The sequence below is a fragment of the Roseburia sp. OM04-10BH genome, assembly GCF_003462605.1.
GTDB lineage: Bacteria > Bacillota > Clostridia > Lachnospirales > Lachnospiraceae > Roseburia_C > Roseburia_C amylophila.
On the sequence record NZ_QTZI01000001.1, the window covers coordinates 351,667 to 372,713 of the forward strand.

15 protein-coding genes are annotated in these 21,047 nt (G+C 42.2%); 11 read left to right on the top strand and 4 right to left on the bottom strand.

Annotated elements, in window-relative coordinates; all coding sequences use genetic code 11:
- The first annotated feature begins 49 nt into the window (after positions 1 to 49).
- Both DXB43_RS01605 and DXB43_RS01610 read left to right on the top strand, forming a co-directional pair.
- Positions 50 to 811, top strand: coding sequence for a LysM peptidoglycan-binding domain-containing protein (locus tag DXB43_RS01605; RefSeq protein WP_117842141.1), 762 nt, complete (start codon positions 50 to 52; stop codon positions 809 to 811).
- A 168-nt stretch (positions 812 to 979) separates the two neighbouring features.
- Positions 980 to 1,408 carry a hypothetical protein gene (locus DXB43_RS01610; RefSeq protein ID WP_117842142.1) on the top strand — a complete coding sequence of 143 codons (429 nt, stop codon included), beginning with the start codon at positions 980 to 982 and terminating at the stop codon, positions 1,406 to 1,408.
- A 782-nt stretch (positions 1,409 to 2,190) separates the two neighbouring features.
- Here the strand turns inward: DXB43_RS01610 and DXB43_RS01615 are convergent.
- On the bottom strand, positions 2,191 to 2,454 hold the full coding sequence (locus tag DXB43_RS01615) for a TIGR03905 family TSCPD domain-containing protein (RefSeq protein ID WP_022244527.1): 264 nt from the start codon (positions 2,452 to 2,454) through the stop codon (positions 2,191 to 2,193).
- 708 nt (positions 2,455 to 3,162) lie between these two features.
- On the opposite strand from DXB43_RS01615, the gene secA reads away from it, so the two are divergent.
- From secA to recD2, 9 genes are all read left to right on the top strand, one after another.
- Positions 3,163 to 5,733: a preprotein translocase subunit SecA gene (secA, locus tag DXB43_RS01620; RefSeq protein WP_117946347.1), complete on the top strand. Its 2,571-nt coding sequence runs from the start codon at positions 3,163 to 3,165 to the stop codon at positions 5,731 to 5,733.
- A gap of 81 nt (positions 5,734 to 5,814) precedes the next feature.
- A complete protein-coding gene (locus DXB43_RS01625) occupies positions 5,815 to 7,014 on the top strand; it encodes an FprA family A-type flavoprotein (protein WP_117946349.1) in 1,200 nt (399 codons plus the stop codon).
- A gap of 173 nt (positions 7,015 to 7,187) precedes the next feature.
- Complete coding sequence (gene uvrB, locus DXB43_RS01630; RefSeq protein WP_022244524.1) at positions 7,188 to 9,170, top strand: excinuclease ABC subunit UvrB; 1,983 nt, start codon at positions 7,188 to 7,190, stop codon at positions 9,168 to 9,170.
- 22 nt (positions 9,171 to 9,192) lie between these two features.
- Entirely contained in the window at positions 9,193 to 12,030 is a 2,838-nt protein-coding gene (uvrA, locus tag DXB43_RS01635; RefSeq protein ID WP_117946352.1) for an excinuclease ABC subunit UvrA, read from the top strand.
- Positions 12,031 to 12,508: 478 nt separating this feature from the next.
- On the top strand, positions 12,509 to 13,504 hold the full coding sequence (locus DXB43_RS01640; protein WP_022244522.1) for a rod shape-determining protein: 996 nt from the start codon (positions 12,509 to 12,511) through the stop codon (positions 13,502 to 13,504).
- A gap of 19 nt (positions 13,505 to 13,523) precedes the next feature.
- Positions 13,524 to 14,324 (top strand): flagellar hook-basal body protein, encoded by an 801-nt coding sequence (locus DXB43_RS01645; protein ID WP_117698444.1) that lies wholly within the window; start codon positions 13,524 to 13,526, stop codon positions 14,322 to 14,324.
- Positions 14,325 to 14,435: 111 nt separating this feature from the next.
- Positions 14,436 to 15,251, top strand: a complete 816-nt coding sequence (locus tag DXB43_RS01650; RefSeq protein ID WP_117698443.1) for a flagellar hook-basal body protein — start codon at positions 14,436 to 14,438, stop codon at positions 15,249 to 15,251.
- A 20-nt stretch (positions 15,252 to 15,271) separates the two neighbouring features.
- A complete protein-coding gene (locus DXB43_RS01655; protein ID WP_117698442.1) occupies positions 15,272 to 15,631 on the top strand; it encodes a rod-binding protein in 360 nt (119 codons plus the stop codon).
- Between the two features lie 197 nt (positions 15,632 to 15,828).
- The gene (gene recD2 / locus DXB43_RS01660; RefSeq protein ID WP_117946354.1) at positions 15,829 to 18,033 is read left to right on the top strand and encodes an SF1B family DNA helicase RecD2; all 2,205 of its coding nucleotides are present in this window, start codon (positions 15,829 to 15,831) and stop codon (positions 18,031 to 18,033) included.
- A gap of 176 nt (positions 18,034 to 18,209) precedes the next feature.
- On the opposite strand, the gene DXB43_RS01665 is transcribed toward recD2, so the two are convergent.
- From DXB43_RS01665 to DXB43_RS01675, 3 genes are read right to left on the bottom strand one after another with little or no spacing between them, the layout of a single operon-like run.
- The gene (locus tag DXB43_RS01665) at positions 18,210 to 19,007 is read right to left on the bottom strand and encodes an ABC transporter ATP-binding protein (protein ID WP_022244517.1); all 798 of its coding nucleotides are present in this window, start codon (positions 19,005 to 19,007) and stop codon (positions 18,210 to 18,212) included.
- Positions 19,000 to 19,929 carry an ABC transporter permease gene (locus DXB43_RS01670; RefSeq protein WP_117698468.1) on the bottom strand — a complete coding sequence of 310 codons (930 nt, stop codon included), beginning with the start codon at positions 19,927 to 19,929 and terminating at the stop codon, positions 19,000 to 19,002. Before DXB43_RS01670 ends, DXB43_RS01665 begins: the two co-directional genes overlap by 8 nt.
- Before the next feature lie 50 nt (positions 19,930 to 19,979).
- Positions 19,980 to 21,014, bottom strand: a complete 1,035-nt coding sequence (locus tag DXB43_RS01675; protein WP_022244515.1) for an ABC transporter substrate-binding protein — start codon at positions 21,012 to 21,014, stop codon at positions 19,980 to 19,982.
- Positions 21,015 to 21,047 lie beyond the last annotated feature (33 nt).

Consider the following 21,047-nt stretch of genomic DNA (forward strand, 5'->3'; position numbering starts at 1 on the left):
TTTTGACATAAACTAATACGAAAGTAAGAAAGAATGGAAAGAGGTCAGCGTGAACTGCAGCAATTCAATCGAACATACCGTGGAAGCCGGGGATACATTATACAAACTTTCCCGGCAGTATAAGACAACGGTATCCTCTATTATTTTAAGCAATCCAAGGATAAATCCTTACAATTTACAGATTGGAATGAAGATAGAAATATGTCCGGGCAGAGAATACACAAGACCGGAAATGCTGGGAAATACAGGAAATTCCGGGATTTCCAATAACAACGGAAAAGGAAATTTAAAAGAACTGATGCGGATGGCATGGCTGAATCATACTTACCTGCTCCGGATGCTTTTGGTCAGCATGGCGGCGGATTTGCCGGATCAGCAGGAGCTGGTTACTGCATTAATTGATAATGCAGAGGAAATAGCAGACCTTTTCGGCAGATATTATCCGGAAAATACGGTGCACAGCCTCAGAGATTTACTGGTGCGCCATGTAGAACTTACCGGTGGACTGATTACCCAGAAAAAAGAAGGGAGAACGAAGGATACGGTGGAGCAGGTACGCCGGTTAAACGAAAATGCAGACCGCATCGCAGAACTTTTAGCATCTGCAACACCGGAATATGAAGAAAGTGCATTAAAAGAAATGTTCCGTATGCATGTAGAACTGATTGGACAGGAAATCAGTGAGCGGCTTGCCGGTAATTATGAAAAAGATTTACAGACATTCTGGAATATCCAGCGGCAGATTATTGCCATGGCAGATTATCTTGCCAGCGGACTGGAAACAGAGGCAAAGGAATCCGGGCTTCGTTAAAGAAAAGGCATTAAAAAGTATTATTTCTTATGGTTTCACAGCAGAAGCGGCTGTGTTATAATAGAAAAACAGGACAAAAATAACTGGGGCTGTCCGAATGCAACTGCGGACAGCCACAACATAAAAGTACAGAACAAAAACAATAGTAAATAGAAGGAGACAGCAAAAATGACACCAGAATTTTTAAACAGCACATTAGAGCATTTATATGAGAGAACCAAAGAAGGAAAGCAGCACTGGAATGTTGAGATGAAGACCAGCGAATATAAAGAGGAATCCGAAAAGCCGGTTGTAGAAGCCGACGGAAAGCAGTGGGTAGTAGATGAGTGTTATACAGCCTATTCCTGCGAAGAGCATGGAAATGAATTTGCAATGATTACTTATGAAAATATTGAGACTTGTGGAGAAGAAGTGCGGAGCACCAACATGGTATTCCTGCCGGATCCGAATGTCCGCTATTTTGATTTGGACCGGCTGGCCCAGTATGCAATTCTTCCAAGCCAGAAATTGATGGAGACCATTCATCAGTTATTTACTCTTCTGCTTTCTCTTCAGAAGGAAGAAAGTGCCCAGGTAGAGTGGAAAGTCAGCGAATAGGAAATGGCATCGCAGACAGATTACAGTTACATATGTTTCCTGTAGTTGTTTTAACAATTTAAATAAAACTGAAAATTCAGATAATTTACACAATATATGCAATATAATAAAGTAAATACGAAAAATAATTAAGAAAATTCTAAAAATAGTGTTGACAAATGAACTATAGTTAGATATAATCAAATCATCAAAAGAAACAAATGAACGGAAACAAAGTAAGGAGGAGATTCCACCAGAAAGAGAAGGAACAAACTCATAATAATGTAAGAGGAGGTCGATACCACCAGGATATTAAATCAGAATCGGACAAGCGTTTAGACGAAGAGAAACGCAATAGTAAGAAAGGAAGGTACGGTCCAATGCAGAGCTGATAGATATTATGAAACCTGACATAATAAATAATAAAATCAGATTCAGTTCATGGATTCAGAATCGGAAGGAAAACCTGAGGTAAATACAAAAGAAAAGTGGATGGAGAATCAGAACGGCAACGTAAAGATATGGTTCCAGTCCAACAGGACTCAGAAGCGAACGGATTCAGGAGGAAGGGTTCAGGGATTGAAGACGAAATATACGAAATGAGGTAAAAGTCCAATGGACGAAATAGTATGAAAGGGCATCATCTTAAGAGAATTTAGATGATGCCCTTTTTCACTTTACAGGGAATTGCTTTCCTGTAAAGTAAAAAACGCTCCGCGAGGATGCGCACTGCAGCGTATAAGGTAGATGTCGCAAGCGACCGCCGCAGGCGCGGGAATGTGCCAAGGCACATCTTTGTTCTGTTATGCTTCTTTTTTCTGCGCTTCAAGGGCTGCTAAGCATGCCTGGGCAAGTTGGTCGCCACAGGAAGTGGATTTGAATCCACAGGTGATGCCCTTTAATTTTTCTTCTACTTCTTCTACCGTTAATCCTTCTACCAAAGAAGAGATAGCCTTTAAGTTGCCGTTACATCCGTTGGTAAAGGTAACATGTTTTAAAACATTTCCCTCTAAATCCAAATCAATCTGGGTGGAACAGGTTCCTTTGGTTTTGTATGTGTAATGCATAAGAAACTCCTTTCTATACCTGGACTTGTTGTCAGGCGATTGCAAAATGAAAAATAGTGTATGACATATTTTTTATGAGGTGAAAGGCTCCTCTTCTTTTCCAATATGAAATATTGTAACTCTAAGCGCTTTATTTTCCTTTTTGTTATATCGACTGTCTTTTCAATGTTTGACAATGATTCCAGAATTGTCCGCCGGAGTGCGGATACCTTGGCAAAGCTGCTAGGGGCACTTGGAATTTCACTGGCAACCGGCAACACTGGCACAGGGATGTGCCAGTGAGGTGTATTTGAACACGGATGTGAATATACACCGGTTGCCGGACATAATCATGATTTCATCGAAATTCCTAGTGCCCCTTGCGGGTTTGGCGTTGTATCCGCAACCAGCGGACAGTTCTGGAATCCTATGTCAAAGCAACCGGAAAGACAGTCTTCAATCAAGAAAAATAAAGTGCTAAGAGTTACGAGATATTTCATATCCATTAAAAAGAAGTGAAGTCTTTCACCTATAAAAATATCTTATTCTGTTTTTCCATTTTGCAATCGCCTGTTCAATCTTTGCCTATTATAGCATCTGTTTGTAAAAAGTCTACTGATTTAACAAAAAGTTTATAAAACGTTCATTGGATTAGATATTGTGGAGAAAGGCAGATAGTGGTACAATATTTCATAGTTGCGTAAGCAAAATTATGGATAGGAGCATTATATGAAAGCAATAGAAAAAATCTTTGGAACACATAGCGAAAGAGAATTAAAAAGAATTTATCCGCTTATAGATAAGATAGAGTCTTATCGGCCTGCCATGCAGGAACTGACTGATGAGCAGTTAAAGGATAAGACAAAAGAATTCAAAAAGAGACTTGCTGATGGTGAGACATTGGACGATCTGCTTCCGGAAGCATATGCAACCGTTCGTGAGGCAGCAAAGAGAGTGCTTGGAATGGAACATTACCGTGTTCAGCTGATTGGTGGTATTATCCTGCATCAGGGACGTATCGCTGAGATGAAGACTGGTGAAGGAAAAACACTGGTATCTACCCTGCCAGCATACTTAAATGCATTGGAAGGAAAGGGCGTACATGTTGTAACTGTCAACGAATATCTGGCAAAACGTGATGCTGAGTGGATGGGACAGGTTCATGAATTCTTAGGACTGACTGTTGGCGTTGTGTTTAACGGCATGGACACTAAGGAACGTCAGGATGCATATAACTGCGACATTACCTATATTACCAATAATGAATTGGGATTCGATTACCTGCGTGATAACATGGTAATTTACAAGGAACAGTTAGTACAGCGTGGACTTCATTTTGCGATTATCGATGAGGTCGACTCTGTGTTGATTGACGAGGCAAGAACACCGCTTATCATTTCCGGACAGAGTGGCAAATCCACCAGCATTTATGAGGCATGCGATATTCTGGCAAGACAGATGAAACGTGGTGAAGATCAGAAGGAATACACCAAGATGGATGCTATCATGGGAGTGGAAATCGAAGAAGATGGAGACTTCGTGGTAAATGAGAAGGATAAAGTAGTCAATCTGACATTAGAAGGTGTAAAGAAGGTAGAACAGTTTTTCCACATTGATAACCTTGCAGATCCGGATAATCTTGAGATTCAGCATAATATCATTTTAGCACTGCGTGCACACAATCTGATGTTCCGTGATCAGGATTATGTGGTAAAAGATGATCAGGTATTAATCGTAGATGAATTTACCGGACGTATTATGCCGGGCCGGCGTTATTCTGATGGATTACATCAGGCAATTGAAGCAAAAGAGCATGTAAAAGTAAAACGTGAGAGCAAGACCCTTGCCAATATTACATTCCAGAACTTCTTCAATAAGTATGATAAGAAAGCAGGTATGACCGGTACCGCTTTGACAGAGGAAAAAGAGTTCCGTGACATCTATGGAATGGACGTTATCGAGATTCCTACCAACAGACCGGTTATCCGTGTGGATAAAGAGGATGCTGTTTATAAGACCAAGAAAGAAAAATTCCATGCTGTTGTGGATGAAGTAGAAGAAGCATACAAGAAAGGACAGCCGGTTCTGGTTGGTACCATCAATATCGATACTTCTGAGCTGGTAAGCTCCATGTTGAATAAGCGTGGTATACCACACAAAGTTTTGAATGCAAAATTCCATGAGTTAGAGGCTGAAATTGTAGCACAGGCCGGTGTACATGGTGCGGTTACCATCGCAACCAACATGGCTGGTCGTGGTACTGATATTAAGCTGGATGATGAAGCAAAGGAAGCCGGCGGTCTGAAAATCATCGGTACTGAGCGTCATGAATCCAGACGTATTGATAATCAGCTGCGAGGACGTTCCGGCCGTCAGGGAGACCCGGGAGAATCCCAGTTCTTCATTTCGCTGGAAGATGATTTGATGCGTCTGTTTGGTTCTGAGAAGCTGCTTAGCATGTTTAATACTTTGGGTGTGCCGGAAGGCGAGCAGATTCAGCATAAGATGCTGACCAGTGCAATTGAAAAGGCACAGAAGAAGATTGAGGGAAATAACTTTGGAATTCGTAAGAATCTGTTGGAGTATGATCAGGTTATGAATGACCAGAGAGAGATTATTTATGCAGAACGTCTCCGTGTATTGAATGGCGAGAGCATGCGTGATGTTATCTATAAGATGATTACCGACAGAGTGGAAAATACAGTAGATACCTGTATTTCACCGGATTTACCACCGGAAGAATGGGATATTAATGAACTGAACCAGTTATTGATTCCAATTATTCCACTTCAGCAGGTGACACCGGAACAGGCAAAAGAATATAAGGATCAGAAGAAGTTAAAACATGCTTTAAAAGAACAGGCTGTAAAACTCTACGAGGAGAAGGAAGCAGAGTTCCCGGAGCCGGAAGCTGTCCGTGAATTAGAGCGCGTTATTTTACTGAAAGTTATTGACCGTAAGTGGATGGATCATATTGATGATATGGATCAGCTGCGTCAGGGAATCGGTTTACAGGCTTATGGACAGAGAGACCCGCTGGTAGAGTATAAGATGAGCGGTTATGATATGTTCGAAGAGATGATTAACAGTATTCAGGAAGATACCGTCCGTCTGTTATTCCATGTCAGAGTAGAGCAGAAGGTAGAAAGAGAGCAGGTTGCAAAAGTAACCGGAACCAATAAGGATGAGACTGCACAGGGCGTACCGAAGAAACGTGCGGCAGCAAAGGTTTATCCGAATGATCCGTGCCCATGCGGAAGTGGCAAGAAATACAAACAGTGCTGCGGAAGAAAAGCTTAAGAATAAAAATACAAAAATTAAATCGACTTATAATAATTAAATTACATTATAACAGTAAATATGACAAAAGGAGGAAAATAGATGCATTGCACAAGAAAAGTAACAGAAGATATAATCTGGATTGGTGGAAGTGACAGGAGACTTGCTTTATTTGAAAACGTATTCCCGATTCCAAGAGGCGTATCCTATAATTCCTATCTTTTAAAAGATGAAAAAACAGTATTATTAGATACCGTAGACCGTTCCATTGCAGGACAGTTTTTAGAAAATCTGGCATTTGCACTGGATGGAAGAAATCTGGATTACATGATTGTAAACCATATGGAACCGGATCACTGTGCATTAATTGAAGAAATCGTAAGAAGATATCCGGAAGTAAAGGTTGTGGGAAATGCCAAGACCTTTGGCATGATACAGCAGTTTTATGCCTTTGATATTACAGACCGTTCCGTTACCGTGAAAGAAGGCGAGACATTAAATACCGGAAAACATACCCTTCACTTTGTAATGGCACCGATGGTACACTGGCCGGAAGTAATGGTAACATATGATGAAACGGACAAAGTATTATTTTCAGCAGATGCATTCGGAACCTTCGGTGCATTGAACGGAAATATTTTTAATGATGAAATTGATTTCGACCGCGACTGGCTGGATGACGCAAGACGTTATTATACCAATATTGTTGGAAAATACGGCGGACCAGTTCAGACAACCTTGAAGAAGGCAGCAGGACTGGATATTTCTATTATCTGTCCGCTGCATGGACCAATCTGGCGTTCCAATCTTGGTTACATTCTGGATAAATACAATACCTGGAGCAGCTATGAGCCGGAAGAGAAAGCAGTTATGATTGCTTATGCGTCCATGTATGGAAATACAGAAAATCTTGCAAATGTACTCGCAGCAAAGCTGGCAGAAGCAGATATCCATAATATTGTAGTATATGATGTATCCAATACACATGTTTCCACTTTGATTTCAGAAGCATTCCGTTGCAGCCATATTGTACTGGCAGCTCCGACTTATAATGGAAACGTTTATCCGGTTATGGAGAACTTCTTGAATGACATGAAAGCACTTGCCGTACAGAAACGTACCGTTGCAATTCTGGATAATGGTACCTGGGCAGCAACAGCTGGAAAACAGATGGCAGATAAGATTGCGGAAATGAAAGACATGAAGATTATTGAACCAAAGGTAAGTATTAAATCTTCATTAAAGAACGAACAACTGGAACAGCTGGATGAGCTGGTGGCAGAGATTAAGAAAGATTTCTAAAGCACTGGCATTCATTAGAAGAGCAAATGAAATAGAAATAAAAAAGGTCAGAGTAAAATGAGTACAGAACAAACATTCGATTTTGTTCTGTACTTTTTTGTTGAGGGATGCTATAATGAGCGGAGAAACGTGGTAATACTAAAGGAAGAGTAAATGAACAGAGGAGAAATTGAGTGGATCATTTTAAATTAGTTTCCAAATATCAACCCACTGGAGACCAGCCGCAGGCAATTGAGAAGCTGGTGAAGGGATTTAAAGAGGGCAATCAGTTTGAAACACTACTGGGTGTAACCGGTTCCGGTAAGACATTTACCATGGCAAATGTCATTGCCCAGATGAATAAACCGACATTGATTATTTCGCATAATAAGACGCTGGCGGCGCAGCTCTATGGAGAATTCAAGGAATTTTTCCCCGAAAATGCAGTAGAGTACTTTGTCTCCTATTACGATTACTACCAGCCGGAGGCATATGTGCCATCCACGGATACTTATATCGCAAAGGATTCTTCTGTGAATGATGAGATTGATAAACTGCGTCTGTCTGCTACAGCAGCATTGACGGAACGGCGGGATGTTATTGTCGTTTCCAGTGTATCCTGTATCTATGGACTGGGTGAACCGGAGAACTTCCAGAAGATGATGGTATCTCTGCGGCCGGGCATGGAACGGGATCGTGATGATGTGATCCGGCAGTTGATTGATATACAATATACAAGAAATGATATGGATTTCCAGCGAGGCACCTTCCGGGTACGGGGAGACGTTTTGGAAATCTTTCCGGCAGACCGTGGAGAGACTGCTATCCGGGTAGAATTCTTTGGCGATGAAATAGACCGGATTACAGAAATCGATGTATTGACCGGCGAGATTAAGAATAGTCTGAATCATATCAGTATTTTTCCGGCATCACATTATGTAGTGCCAAGAGAGAAAATCCTGCGTGCATGCGATACCATTGAAGCAGAGCTGGAAGAGCGTGTGAAATACTTTAAGGGGGAAGATAAGCTCTTAGAGGCACAGCGGATTGCCGAGCGGACGAATTTTGATATTGAAATGTTAAAAGAGACAGGCTTCTGTAGTGGAATTGAAAACTATTCCAGACATTTATCCGGACAGCCGGCAGGTTCGAGACCGTTAACACTGATTGATTATTTCCCGGATGACTTTCTGATTATGGTAGATGAGTCCCATATTACAATTCCGCAGATTCGTGGAATGTATGCGGGAGACCAGTCCAGAAAGACAACGCTTGTGGATTATGGCTTCCGTCTGCCTTCGGCAAAAGACAACCGTCCAATGAATTTTGAAGAGTTTGAAAGCCAGATAGACCAGATGCTGTTTGTATCTGCAACGCCAAATGATTATGAAGAAGAACATGAACTTTTGCGGGTAGAGCAGATCATCAGACCGACAGGACTTTTAGACCCTGACGTGGAAGTGCGTCCGGTAGAAGGCCAGATTGACGATTTGATTGGAGAGGTCAATAAAGAGACTGCGGCAGGACATAAGGTGCTGGTAACGACACTGACCAAGAAAATGGCAGAGGATTTGACAGAATATATGCGTGAAGTGGGTATTCGTGTGAAATACCTGCATTCGGATATTGATACTTTGGAAAGGGCAGAGATTATCCGGGATTTACGGCTGGATGTATTTGATGTGCTGGTGGGAATTAACCTTTTGCGGGAAGGACTTGATATACCGGAAATTACATTAGTGGCAATTATTGATGCGGACAAGGAAGGTTTCTTGCGTTCCGAGACTTCGCTGATTCAGACTATCGGACGAGCGGCAAGAAACAGTGAAGGTCATGTTATCATGTATGCAGATAAGATTACAGACTCCATGCGGGTTGCGATTGATGAGACAAAGCGCCGCCGTGAGATTCAGCAGAAATACAATGAAGAGCATGGTATTACGCCGACTACCATTCAGAAATCTGTCCGTGAGTTAATCAGTATTTCCAAGAAGGTAGCCAAGAATGAAATGGAATTCAAGAAAGATCCGGAATCCATGGATAAGAAGGAATTGGAGAAGCTGATTGCAGATATTCAGAAGAAGATGAACCATGCTGCTGCAGAGTTGAACTTTGAGGCTGCGGCAGAATATCGTGATAAGTTAATTGAGTTAAAGAAGATGCTTCGCGATTTGTAAGGTAGAGAAAGAGGAAGAAAAAGTGGCAAAGAAAGAGAGAAAATATATCAGGATTCGTGGCGCAAGCGAACATAATTTGAAGCATATTGATGTGGATATACCAAGAGATGAATTTGTGGTACTGACAGGACTCAGCGGCTCCGGTAAATCCTCACTGGCATTTGATACGATTTATGCAGAGGGACAGCGGCGTTATATGGAGAGCCTGTCATCTTATGCAAGGCAGTTCTTGGGACAGATGGAGAAACCGAATGTAGAGAAAATAGAAGGTTTGTCTCCGGCAATTTCCATTGACCAGAAATCCACAAACCGTAACCCGAGATCTACTGTAGGAACGGTAACGGAGATTTATGATTATTTCCGTCTGCTCTATGCGCGGATTGGAATTCCGCACTGTCCGAACTGCGGCAAGGAGATTAAGAAACAGACCGTAGACCAGATGGTAGACCAGATTATGAAGCTGCCGGAGCGTACCAGGATACAGCTTTTAGCACCGGTAGTCCGTGGAAGAAAGGGTGAACACCAGAAGCTCTTTGAACAGGCAAAGCGAAGCGGCTATGTGAGAGTACAGGTGGACGGAAATACCTATGAACTGACGGAAGAGATAAAGCTGGATAAGAACAAGAAACATAATATCGAAATCGTAGTGGATCGTCTGGTGGTAAAGGAAGGTATTGAAAAGCGTCTGACGGATTCTATTGAAAATGTGTTAGAACTTTCAAACGGACTTCTGATGGTGGATATCATTGATGGAGAGACCATGCAGTTTTCCCAGAGCTTTTCCTGTCCGGATTGTGGAATCAGTATTGATGAAATCGAACCGAGAAGCTTTTCCTTTAACAATCCATTCGGAGCCTGCCCGGAATGCTTTGGCCTGGGCTATAAGATGGAATTTGATGAAGAACTGATGATACCGGATAAAAGACTGAGTCTTGCAGAGGGCGCAATTCAGGTAATGGGCTGGCAGTCTTCTACCGATAAGAAGAGCTTTACTTATGCAATCCTTAAGGCACTTTCTGAAGAATATGGCTTCAGTCTTGATACACCATATAAGGAATTGCCGGCAGAAGTCCGGAATATGCTGATTCATGGAACCAATGGAAGGTCTGTAAAGGTATATTATAAAGGTCAGCGTGGAGAAGGCGTATATGACATTGCCTTTGAGGGACTGATTAAGAATGTGGAGCGTCGTTACCGTGAGACCGGCTCTGATACCATGAAACAGCAGTATGAAGAGTTTATGCGGATTACGCCATGTAAATGCTGTGGCGGGCAGAGGTTGAAGAAGGAGTCACTGGCAGTAACGGTTTCCGGTAAAAATATATATGAAATAACAGCGATGTCCATCCGTAATCTGGATGCCTATTTAAAAGAAATGGAACTGACGGAACAGCAGCATCTGATTGGTGACCAGGTTTTAAAAGAAATCAGAGCGCGGGTAGGCTTTCTGATGGATGTGGGACTGGATTATCTGTCCCTTTCCCGCGCGACCGGAAGCTTATCCGGTGGAGAAGCACAGCGAATCAGACTTGCAACCCAGATTGGTTCCGGACTTGTAGGCGTGGCTTATATTCTGGACGAGCCTAGTATCGGTCTGCATCAGCGGGATAATGATAAACTTTTGAATTCTTTAAAGGGGTTAAAAGACCTTGGAAATACACTGATTGTAGTAGAACATGATGAAGATACTATGCGTGCAGCAGATTATATTGTGGATATCGGACCGGGAGCCGGTGAACATGGCGGAGAAGTCATTGCTACCGGAACAGCAGAGGAGATTATGAAAAATAAGAACTCTATCACCGGTGCTTATTTAAGCGGAAGAATCAAGATTCCGGTACCGAAAGAAAGACGGAAACCAACCGGATTCATTACTGTAAAGGGTGCAAGAGAGAATAACCTGAAGAATATTGATGTGAAGATTCCACTGGGTATTATGACCTGCATTACCGGAGTGTCCGGCTCCGGAAAGAGTTCACTGACCAATGAAATCCTCTATAAACGTCTGGCAAGGGATTTAAACCGGGCAAGGTGTATTCCGGGTGCCCATGATGATATTGAAGGTCTGGAACAGTTAGATAAGGTAATTGATATTGACCAGTCTCCAATCGGAAGAACACCCCGTTCCAATCCGGCTACTTATACCGGTGTGTTTGATATGATAAGAGATTTGTTTGCATCCACTCCGGATGCCAAGGCAAGAGGATACCAGAAGGGAAGATTCAGCTTTAATGTGAAGGGTGGCCGGTGTGAAGCCTGCTCCGGCGATGGTATTCTTAAGATAGAAATGCATTTCCTGCCGGATGTATATGTTCCGTGTGAAGTGTGTCAGGGCAAACGATATAACCGTGAAACACTGGAAGTAAAATATAAGGGCAAGAGTATCTATGATGTGCTGAATATGACAGTGGAAGAGGCACTGGAATTCTTTCAGAATGTGCCTTCTATTGCAAGAAAGATACAGACCCTTTATGATGTGGGCTTATCCTATATCCGTCTGGGCCAGCCATCTACTGAACTGTCTGGTGGAGAAGCACAGAGAATTAAGCTTGCAACAGAATTAAGCAAACGCAGTACAGGAAAGACTATTTATATTCTGGATGAGCCGACAACAGGACTTCATTTTGCAGATGTCCATAAATTAATTGAAATTCTGAGGAGATTGTCTGATGGTGGCAATACCGTAGTTGTAATTGAACATAATCTGGATGTAATCAAGACGGCAGATTATATTATTGATATGGGACCGGAAGGCGGAGACGGTGGTGGAACTGTGGTTGCCCAGGGAACGCCGGAAGAGATTGCCAAAGTACCGGAATCCTATACCGGACAATATGTAAAGAAATATCTGGAACAGTAATACCGGATAAGCATAAGACAATGAAGAATGGCATCTGCTAGAAACTGCCAGTGGCGGGTTCGGCAGGTGCTATTTTCTATAGGCACATTCTTTGTTCCTGTTATGAGCACAAAAAAACTGCTGAAACATTCAGCAGTTACTATCTTGGGGAGTACCCTCCGGACATCCCGAAGGACATCCGAAGGGCTGAGTTATGAAAAATTATATTAGCTTAATAGCTAGTACATATGTGATAATATAGAAGACCTGTGACTATTATGTGAACAAAAAGTTAAGACAATTAGAAAGCAAAAGAAAGTTAAGAAGATGTTGCGATTTCATTAAAAATAAGTAAAAACAGAAAAAAACCTTTGAAAAATGCCATTTATTGTATATAATGTGATTATATATGTAAGAATATGATTGAATGCGTAGTCTGTCTTTTTTTGAGATAGATTACTCCACATATAATGAAACAGATGAAAGGGGAAACATTGACATGGTTTCAACAGATATTGGAATTGATTTAGGAACAGCCAGCATATTGGTTTATATTAAAGGAAAAGGCGTAGTTTTAAAAGAGCCGTCCGTAGTAGCGTTTGACAGAGATACAAACAAGATTAAGGCGATTGGTGAAGAAGCAAGACTGATGCTTGGTAGAACACCGGGCAACATTGTAGCAGTAAGACCACTCCGTCAGGGCGTTATTTCTGATTATACTGTAACAGAGAAGATGATTAAGTACTTTATTCAGAAAGCACTGGGAAAGAAAACCTTCCGTAAGCCAAGAATCAGTGTCTGTGTACCAAGTGGTGTAACAGAGGTTGAGAAGAAGGCAGTAGAGGATGCAACTTATCAGGCAGGAGCAAGAGAAGTTGCAATTATTGAAGAACCAATTGCAGCAGCAATTGGAGCAGGCATCGATATTGCAAGACCTTGTGGAAATATGATTGTAGATATCGGAGGAGGAACCGCAGATATTGCAGTAATTTCACTGGGCGGTTCGGTAGTAAGTACATCAATTAAAATTGCCGGAGATGATTTTGATGAGGCAATTGTCCGTTATATGAGAAAGAAACATAATCTTCTGATTGGAGAAAGAACTGCAGAAGATATTAAGATTAAGATTGGAACCTGTTTCCCGCTGGCACAGCCGGAAACGATGGATGTCCGTGGACGTAATCTGGTAACAGGACTTCCTAAGACAGTAACTGTTTCTTCTGAAGAGACTGAGGAAGCATTAAGAGAACCGACTTTACAGATTGTAGAAGCAGTACACAGTGTTCTGGAAAAAACACCACCAGAGCTGGCAGCAGATGTTGCAGACAGAGGAATTGTGCTGACAGGTGGCGGTTCATTACTTAGAGGACTGGAAGAGCTGATTGAAGATAAGACAGGAATTAATACAATGACAGCAGAAGAACCAATGACCTGTGTAGCAATTGGTACAGGTAAATTCGTAGAATTCTTAGCTGGTAAGAGAGACGACGATTAAGATTTCGGGAGGACTGTAGATGGTAAAAGGATTATATACCGCATGGACCGGAATGTTAGACGAACAGAACCGTCTGGATATTCTGACAAATAATCTGGCAAATGCCGACACAACCGGATATAAGAAGGAAGGTACCACAAATCATACATTTGCTGATACACTGGCAATTAAGATTAAGGATACTTCTGATTATGGGCAGCCGCGGGTACTGGGAAATATCAGTATGGGTGTGCATATTGGCGAAGTATATACCGATTTCAGCCAGGGAAGCTTTAAAGTGACAGACAGAAGTACCGATATGGCATTGGATGGAAATGGTTTTTTTACGGTATCATTTACCAATAAGAATGGTGAAACATCTATGAAGCTTACCCGGGATGGAGCATTTACACTGACCAGAGAAGGCTATCTGGTGACCAAAGACGGTGATTATGTGCTGAACCAGAATGGAGCTTCCACTGGCAATCCTGGTGCAGAGAATTATATCCGGATTAATCCGAATCTGGATTTTGAAGTGCTTTCCGATGGAAGCATTATGCAGAATAATCAGGTGGTTGCAAGACTTGGTGTGGTAGATGTAGATAATTATGACTATATCAGCAAATATGGTGAGAATCTCTATGATGTAGTAAATGGCGGACAGCTTGTGGCATCGAATGCGAGAGTAGAGCAGGGTGCATTGGAAGCTTCCAACATTAATGTAGTATCCGAAATGGTAGATATGATTACAATCACCAGAGCTTACGAGGCTGGACAGAAGATTATCCAGACGATGGATTCAACACTGGACAAAGCCGTAAATAATGTAGGTAAAGTATAAAAAGAACTAAAGAAAAGAGCAAAAGAAGCCGATATAAATAACTAGGAAACAGGTACGTTTCATAAAAGGCTGGCCACGGATGGCGCAAGAGAGATAAGGAGCGCAGGGCTTATGATGAGAGCATTGTGGACTGCTGCATCAGGAATGATTGCACAGCAGACAAATATTGATTCGATTTCTAATAATTTATCGAATGTAAATACAACAGGTTACAAATCCGAACAGGCAGAGTTTAAATCGCTGCTGTATCAGACACTGCAGTCTAAGACAACTTCTGCAAATGGTGATGAAAAGCCGGTTCCGGTTCAGGTAGGACTGGGAACCAGAGTAGCCTCTATTACATCTGATTTTACCAATGGAGCATTAATTGCCAATTCCAGCAATACAGCATTTGCGTTGGAAGGAAAAGGATTTTTCTCGGTACGTGGAGAAGATGGACAGACATACTATACCAGAAATGGTAAATTTGGCTGGGCAATCGGAACTAATGGAACGACACTTTGCAATGAAGCCGGACTTCCGGTATTAGATAGTAATGGAAATGAAATTGTTCTGCCGGATGGCGTGACTGCATCATCTATCGAAGTATCAAATGATGGAAAGTTCTATTATAAAGATGCGGCAGGCAATACCATAGATATGAACAGACAGATTGGCGTATATCAGTTTACCAATCCGGCTGGACTGGAAAAGGATTCTGGAAGCCTTTTGGTTGCAACAGCAGCATCCGGTAATCCGATGAATGAGCTGACTACTCCGGGACTGACCAGAAGCAAGGTATGCCAGAATTATCTGGAAGCATCCAATGTCCAGGTGGCAGACGAGATGGTTAATATGATTATTGCACAGCGTGCATATGAATTAAACTCTAAGGCGATTCAGGCAGCAGATGAGATGCTTGGACAGGCAAATTCATTAAGAAGATAGTTCTAAAGGCAGGGTAAAGTATGAGTATATCGATGGATAATATTTCGACATTGCTGAATACAACTTCATCACAGGCAAGTAACAGTTCCAATGGACTGGAGAAGACATTGAATTCAGATTTATCAGGTGCAACGGATGACGAACTGATGGATGTCTGCAAGGAATTTGAGGCATATTTCTTAGAACAGGTTTATAAGGAAATGAAGAAAACCATTCCGGAGAACGAAGACCAGGATGCCAGTATGAGTCAGATGACGGATTATTTTGAAGACGAGATGATACAGAAGCTGGCAAGCCAGTCAGTAGAACAGAGTGGCGGAAGTAACAGTCTGGCACAGCAGCTGTATGAGCAGATGAAGCGTAATTATAATATGGAATAGAATTTAAAAAAGACGATAAAAGGGGCTGTCATATGATGACAGCCTTCTCTTACTTTACAGGAAATTGCTTTCCTGTAAAGTAAAAAATGCTCCGCAAGGATGCACACTGCGGCGTATAAGGCAGATGTCGCAAGCGACCGCCGCAGGCGCAAGACTGTGCCAAGGCACATTCTTTATTCTGTTGGAAAGGAAAGACGATGGAGACGATAACCGGTTATGTAGATCATATCATATATCGAAATGCTGACAATGGCTATACGGTACTGGTGCTGGTTTGCGAAGAAGAAGAGATTACCTGCGTGGGAATCTTTTCGGGAATCAGTGAGGGAGAGAATATCGAAGTGACCGGTGAATATACGGCACATCCGACCTATGGAAAGCAGTTTAAAGCTGAAAGTTATGTGGAGAAAGAACCAACCGATGAACTGTCCATTGAGCGTTATCTTGGCTCCGGAGCAATTAAAGGGATTGGTGCGGCACTTGCAGCAAGAATTGTAAGAAGATTTAAAGGCGATACCTTCCGGATTATCGAAGAAGAACCGGAGCGGTTAGCGGAAGTAAAAGGAATCAGTGAACGGAAAGCAATGGAAATATCAGACCAGGTCTCTGAAAAACGAGATCTGCGTCAGGCAATGATATTTTTGCAGCAGTATGGCATTACACTGAATCTTGCGGTGAAAATCTATAAAGAATACGGACAGGAAGTATACGGCATCATTCAGGAGAATCCATATCGTCTGGCGGATGATATCAGTGGTGTGGGATTTCGGATTGCAGATGAAATTGCTAAGAAAGTCGGTATTCATACAGATTCTGATTTTCGAATCCGAAGCGGTATATTGTATACACTTTTACAGGCATCCGGGGAGGGTCATACCTTTCTGCCGGAGGAAGAACTGACAAAGCGGGCAGGAGAACTTCTGGGTGTAACAGAAGAAGCAATCGAAAAGCAGTATATGGATTTGTCGATAGAGCGGAAAATCATTATGAAACAGGAGGGTGAACAGGTTCAGATTTATGGCGCACCACTCTATTATACGGAAGTAAATACAGCCATGATGCTTAAGAATCTGGATATTGCCTATGATGTGTCAGATGCAGAGATTGCCCAGCGAATCCATAAGATTGAGAAGCAGACCGGCATGGAACTGGATGAACACCAGAAAGAGGCTGTTTCGGAGGCAGTAAGAAACGGACTTTTGGTAATCACCGGTGGACCCGGAACTGGTAAGACGACGACAATTAACAGTATTATCAAATATTTTGAACTGGAAGGCCTGGACATTTTCCTGGCAGCACCTACCGGAAGAGCTGCAAAGCGAATGAGCGAAATGACCGGATATGAAGCTAAAACCATACACCGGATGCTGGAATTAAACGGTGGAATGGAAGGAGCGGTAGGATTCGAACGAAATGAAAGTAATCCACTGGAAACGGATGTTGTAATTATCGATGAGATGTCCATGGTGGATATCAGCCTGATGCAGTCCCTGTTGAAGGCAATGGTAGCCGGAACAAGACTGATTCTGGTAGGAGACGTAAACCAGCTTCCGAGCGTAGGACCGGGAAGCGTATTAAAGGATATTATCGACAGCGGACAGTTCCATGTGGTACAGCTTACCAAGATTTTCCGACAGGCATCCCAGAGTGATATCATTGTCAATGCCCATAAAATCAACCGGGGAGAAGAAGTAGTGTTAGATAACAAGAGCATGGATTTCTTTTTCCTGAAACGATATGATGCAGATGTGATTATCAATGTGGTACTGCAGCTGATTATGCAGAAACTGCCTAAATTTGTAAATGCACAGCCTTATGATATACAGGTGCTGACTCCGATGAAAAAAGGAAATCTGGGCGTAGAACGACTGAACAGTATCTTGCAGCAATATTTAAATCCTCCTGCTCCGGATAAGAAAGAAAAAGAGTATGGCGATAAAGTGTTCCGCGAAGGGGACAAGGTCATGCAGATAAAAAATAATTATCAGCTGGAGTGGGAGGTCTTGAGTAAATATGGATTTGCCATTGACCGTGGAACCGGTGTGTTTAATGGGGATACGGGAATTATCCGTGAAATCAATGATTATAAAGAGACAATGACCGTGGTCTATGATGAAGACAAGGTGGTAGAGTACTCCTTTAAAATATTAGAGGAACTGGAACTGGCATATGCCATTACAATACATAAATCCCAGGGTAGTGAATATCCGGCAGTTGTAATTCCACTTCTTGGGGGACCGAGAATGCTGATGAACAGGAACCTTTTGTATACAGCGGTAACCCGTGCAAGAAAGTGTGTAACACTTGTGGGAAATGAAATGTGCTTCTATGAGATGGAACAGAATATTACAGAACAGACCAGATACAGCGGTCTGCGGGCAAGACTGGAAGAAAATGTGTAGAGGTGGTTGACTGTACAGACATGTAGAACCTTCCTCCGACCGCTTCTTGCGGGTGCCTGGAAAGAAAAACCAGCCGAAATGCTGTATTTTGCAGAATTCCGGCTGGTTTTTGCGTGTCTGACAACTTGCAAAGCAAATCATTTGTCAATTTTCGTTTAAAAACCGGCAGATACCAATTACTTGGATAATAAAGCTTTGTCATTGGCAAATTCTTCGCCACTGATTTCTTCAAATTTCTCTAATAAATCTTCTACGGTAAGATTCTTTTTCTCTTCTCCGGAAATATCTAAGATAACCTGACCTTCATTCATCATAATCAGACGGTTGCCATGAACAATTGCATCACGCATGTTGTGTGTTACCATCAGAGTGGTAAGGTTCTGCTCTGCAACTATTTTATCCGAAAGAGTAAGAACCTTTGCAGCAGTCTTTGGATCCAAAGCAGCGGTGTGCTCATCTAAGAGAAGCAGTTTTGGACGGTTTAAAGTAGCCATAAGAAGAGTCAGTGCCTGACGCTGACCACCGGAAAGCAGTCCGACTTTAGAGGTAAGACGGTTCTCAAGTCCTAAATCCAGCTCTTTTAACAATTCTTTGTAATGTGCTCTTTCTGCCTTGGTAATACCGCTTCCAAGACCTCTGCTTTTGCCACGACGGGCAGCGAGGGCAAGATTCTCATCGATTCCCATGGTAGCAGCAGTTCCCATCATAGGATCCTGGAATACGCGTCCTAAGAAACTGGCACGTCTGTGCTCGGACATTCTTGTAACATCTACGTCATCAATAGAAATGGAACCTTCATCTACAAGAAAGACTCCTGCAATGGCATTTAATAAAGTGGATTTTCCGGCACCATTTCCACCGATGACAGTAACGAAATCACCTTCGTTTAAAGTAAGGGTAGTGCCGTTAAGAGCGGTTTTTTCGTTAATGGTTCCCGGATTAAATGTTTTGTAAATATGATCAACTTTAAGCATTGGTTTTGGCTCCTTTCTTTACTGGTTTTGTAAAATATTTCTTCTTCCAGTAAGGAACTGCAAGGAAGAAAGCAACCACAAGCGCAGATAACAGCTTTAAGTAGTTAGTATCAAGACCAAGCCAGATAACAATCTGAAGTACAGCGTAGTAAATAACAGCACCGATAGCGACAGATAAAAGCTTCAACGCAAAGTTGTGGAAAATCTTTTCGAACAATACAGTACCGATAATAACGGCAGCAAGACCGATTACGATAGCACCACGTCCTGCATTGACATCAGCAAATCCCTGATACTGTGAGTAAAGAGCACTGGCAAGACCAACAAGACCGTTGGAAATCATTAAACCGATTACGGTATTGAAATTTGTGTTGATACCCTGGGCACGGCTCATATTCGGGTTGCATCCGGTAGCACGGATAGAACAGCCTCTTGCAGTTCCGAAGAACCAGTACAGGATAGCTATAATGGCGATGACAAAGATAGCAACGATAAATATGGTGTTTTTATAAAAAGCCACATTTTTTACATATCGTAAAGATACAATTAAATCGTATTTGTCAGCGCTGATTGCCTGGTTGGATTTGCCGCCAAGAATCTTTAAGTTAATGGAGTATAATCCAAGCTGGGTTAAAATACCTGCAAGGATTACCGGGATTCCCATTTTTGTATGGAAGATTCCGGTAATTAATCCTGCCAGCATACCGGATATGGTAGCGGCAAGGATTGCTACCCAGATATTCTGTCCAGAAGCAATCAGAGTAACACAGACAGCACCGCCAAGACTCATGGTTCCATCCACGGTTAAGTCTGCCACATCCTGTATTTTAAAAGTGATGTATACACCGATTGCCATAATACCCCAGATTAATCCCTGGGCTACAGCACCGGGCATAGCGTTTAATAAATCAGCAATTTGCAATTCCACAATAAGTTCCTCCGGTTTCTAAATAAATAATTCAAAAGTAAAAATTACTCAGACATGTCTAAAGCTTTGTAATCGTCTGGGACAGTGATGCCAAGCTTCTCACAGATGTCAGGGTTGTACTGTTTGGTAACTGCTGGAGCAAATTCAACTTCCATAGTGGATGGGTCTGCACCATTTACTAAGATTTCGTATGCCATTTTACCTGTCTGATATCCAAGGTCATAGTAGCTGATGGATAAGGTAGCAACACCACATCCTTTGCAGATACCGGCTTCACCTGCAATAATTGGAACACCGGCTTCCCCTGCAATGTTATTGATAACTTCTGTATTGGAAGCTGCAGTGTTGTCGGTAGGAACGTAAAGAACATCGTTATCATTTACAGCACTCTGGACAACACTTGCAATATCGTTGGAATCAACGAAAGAATATGCAGTACAGGTGTAATTTAATTTTTCTAATTCTTCTTTGATAACATCAATCTGATACTGTGAGTTTGCTTCTGCGGAGCAGTAAAGCAGTCCGACATTTTTAGCATCCGGGAATAATTCATTTAACATAGCTGCCTGCTCGGACAGAGGAGCTAAGTCAGAAGTTCCAGAAATGTTACGTCCTGTTGTGCCTGACCAGTCAGAAATGTCAAGAGCGGTTGCGTAATCTGTTACGGAAGTTCCAAGAATAGGAATATCTGTAGTTGCAGCAGCTGCAGACTGAAGAGGAGCAGTTGCATTTGCAAGAATCAGGTCTTCGTTTTTGGAAACGAAGGAGTTGACGATAGTTGCACATGTGGCAGAATCACCCTGGGCGTTCTGCTCGTCAAAAACAACGTCATCACCTAATTTCTCGGTAAGATAGTCTTTGAATCCTTTTGTTGCAGCATCTAATGCCTCATGCTGTACGAGCTGACAGATGCCAACGGTGTACTTTGCGTTGGATGAACTTTTCTCTGTAGCGTTGGATGAACTTTTCTCTGTAGCGTCAGCGTTTTGGGTATCTCCTGCTTTGGAGCCACAGGCGGTCATGCTGAGTGCAAGAACTGCTGCAACTGAAAGAGAGAGAAATTTCTTCATTTTTTTCATAATAATTTCCTCCTGAAATATGTAATATTTTTT

Bases quoted from the DNA above. Each gene is read 5' to 3' on its own strand.
- DXB43_RS01610 (WP_117842142.1), top strand. From the start codon at position 980: ATGACACCAGAATTTTTAAACAGCACATTAGAGCATTTATATGAGAGA.
- DXB43_RS01615 (WP_022244527.1), bottom strand. From the start codon at position 2,454: ATGCATTACACATACAAAACCAAAGGAACCTGTTCCACCCAGATTGAT.
- secA (WP_117946347.1), top strand. From the start codon at position 3,163: ATGAAAGCAATAGAAAAAATCTTTGGAACACATAGCGAAAGAGAATTA.
- DXB43_RS01625 (WP_117946349.1), top strand. From the start codon at position 5,815: ATGCATTGCACAAGAAAAGTAACAGAAGATATAATCTGGATTGGTGGA.
- DXB43_RS01640 (WP_022244522.1), top strand. From the start codon at position 12,509: ATGGTTTCAACAGATATTGGAATTGATTTAGGAACAGCCAGCATATTG.
- DXB43_RS01645 (WP_117698444.1), top strand. From the start codon at position 13,524: ATGGTAAAAGGATTATATACCGCATGGACCGGAATGTTAGACGAACAG.
- DXB43_RS01650 (WP_117698443.1), top strand. From the start codon at position 14,436: ATGATGAGAGCATTGTGGACTGCTGCATCAGGAATGATTGCACAGCAG.
- DXB43_RS01655 (WP_117698442.1), top strand. From the start codon at position 15,272: ATGAGTATATCGATGGATAATATTTCGACATTGCTGAATACAACTTCA.
- recD2 (WP_117946354.1), top strand. From the start codon at position 15,829: ATGGAGACGATAACCGGTTATGTAGATCATATCATATATCGAAATGCT.
- DXB43_RS01665 (WP_022244517.1), bottom strand. From the start codon at position 19,007: ATGCTTAAAGTTGATCATATTTACAAAACATTTAATCCGGGAACCATT.
- DXB43_RS01675 (WP_022244515.1), bottom strand. From the start codon at position 21,014: ATGAAAAAAATGAAGAAATTTCTCTCTCTTTCAGTTGCAGCAGTTCTT.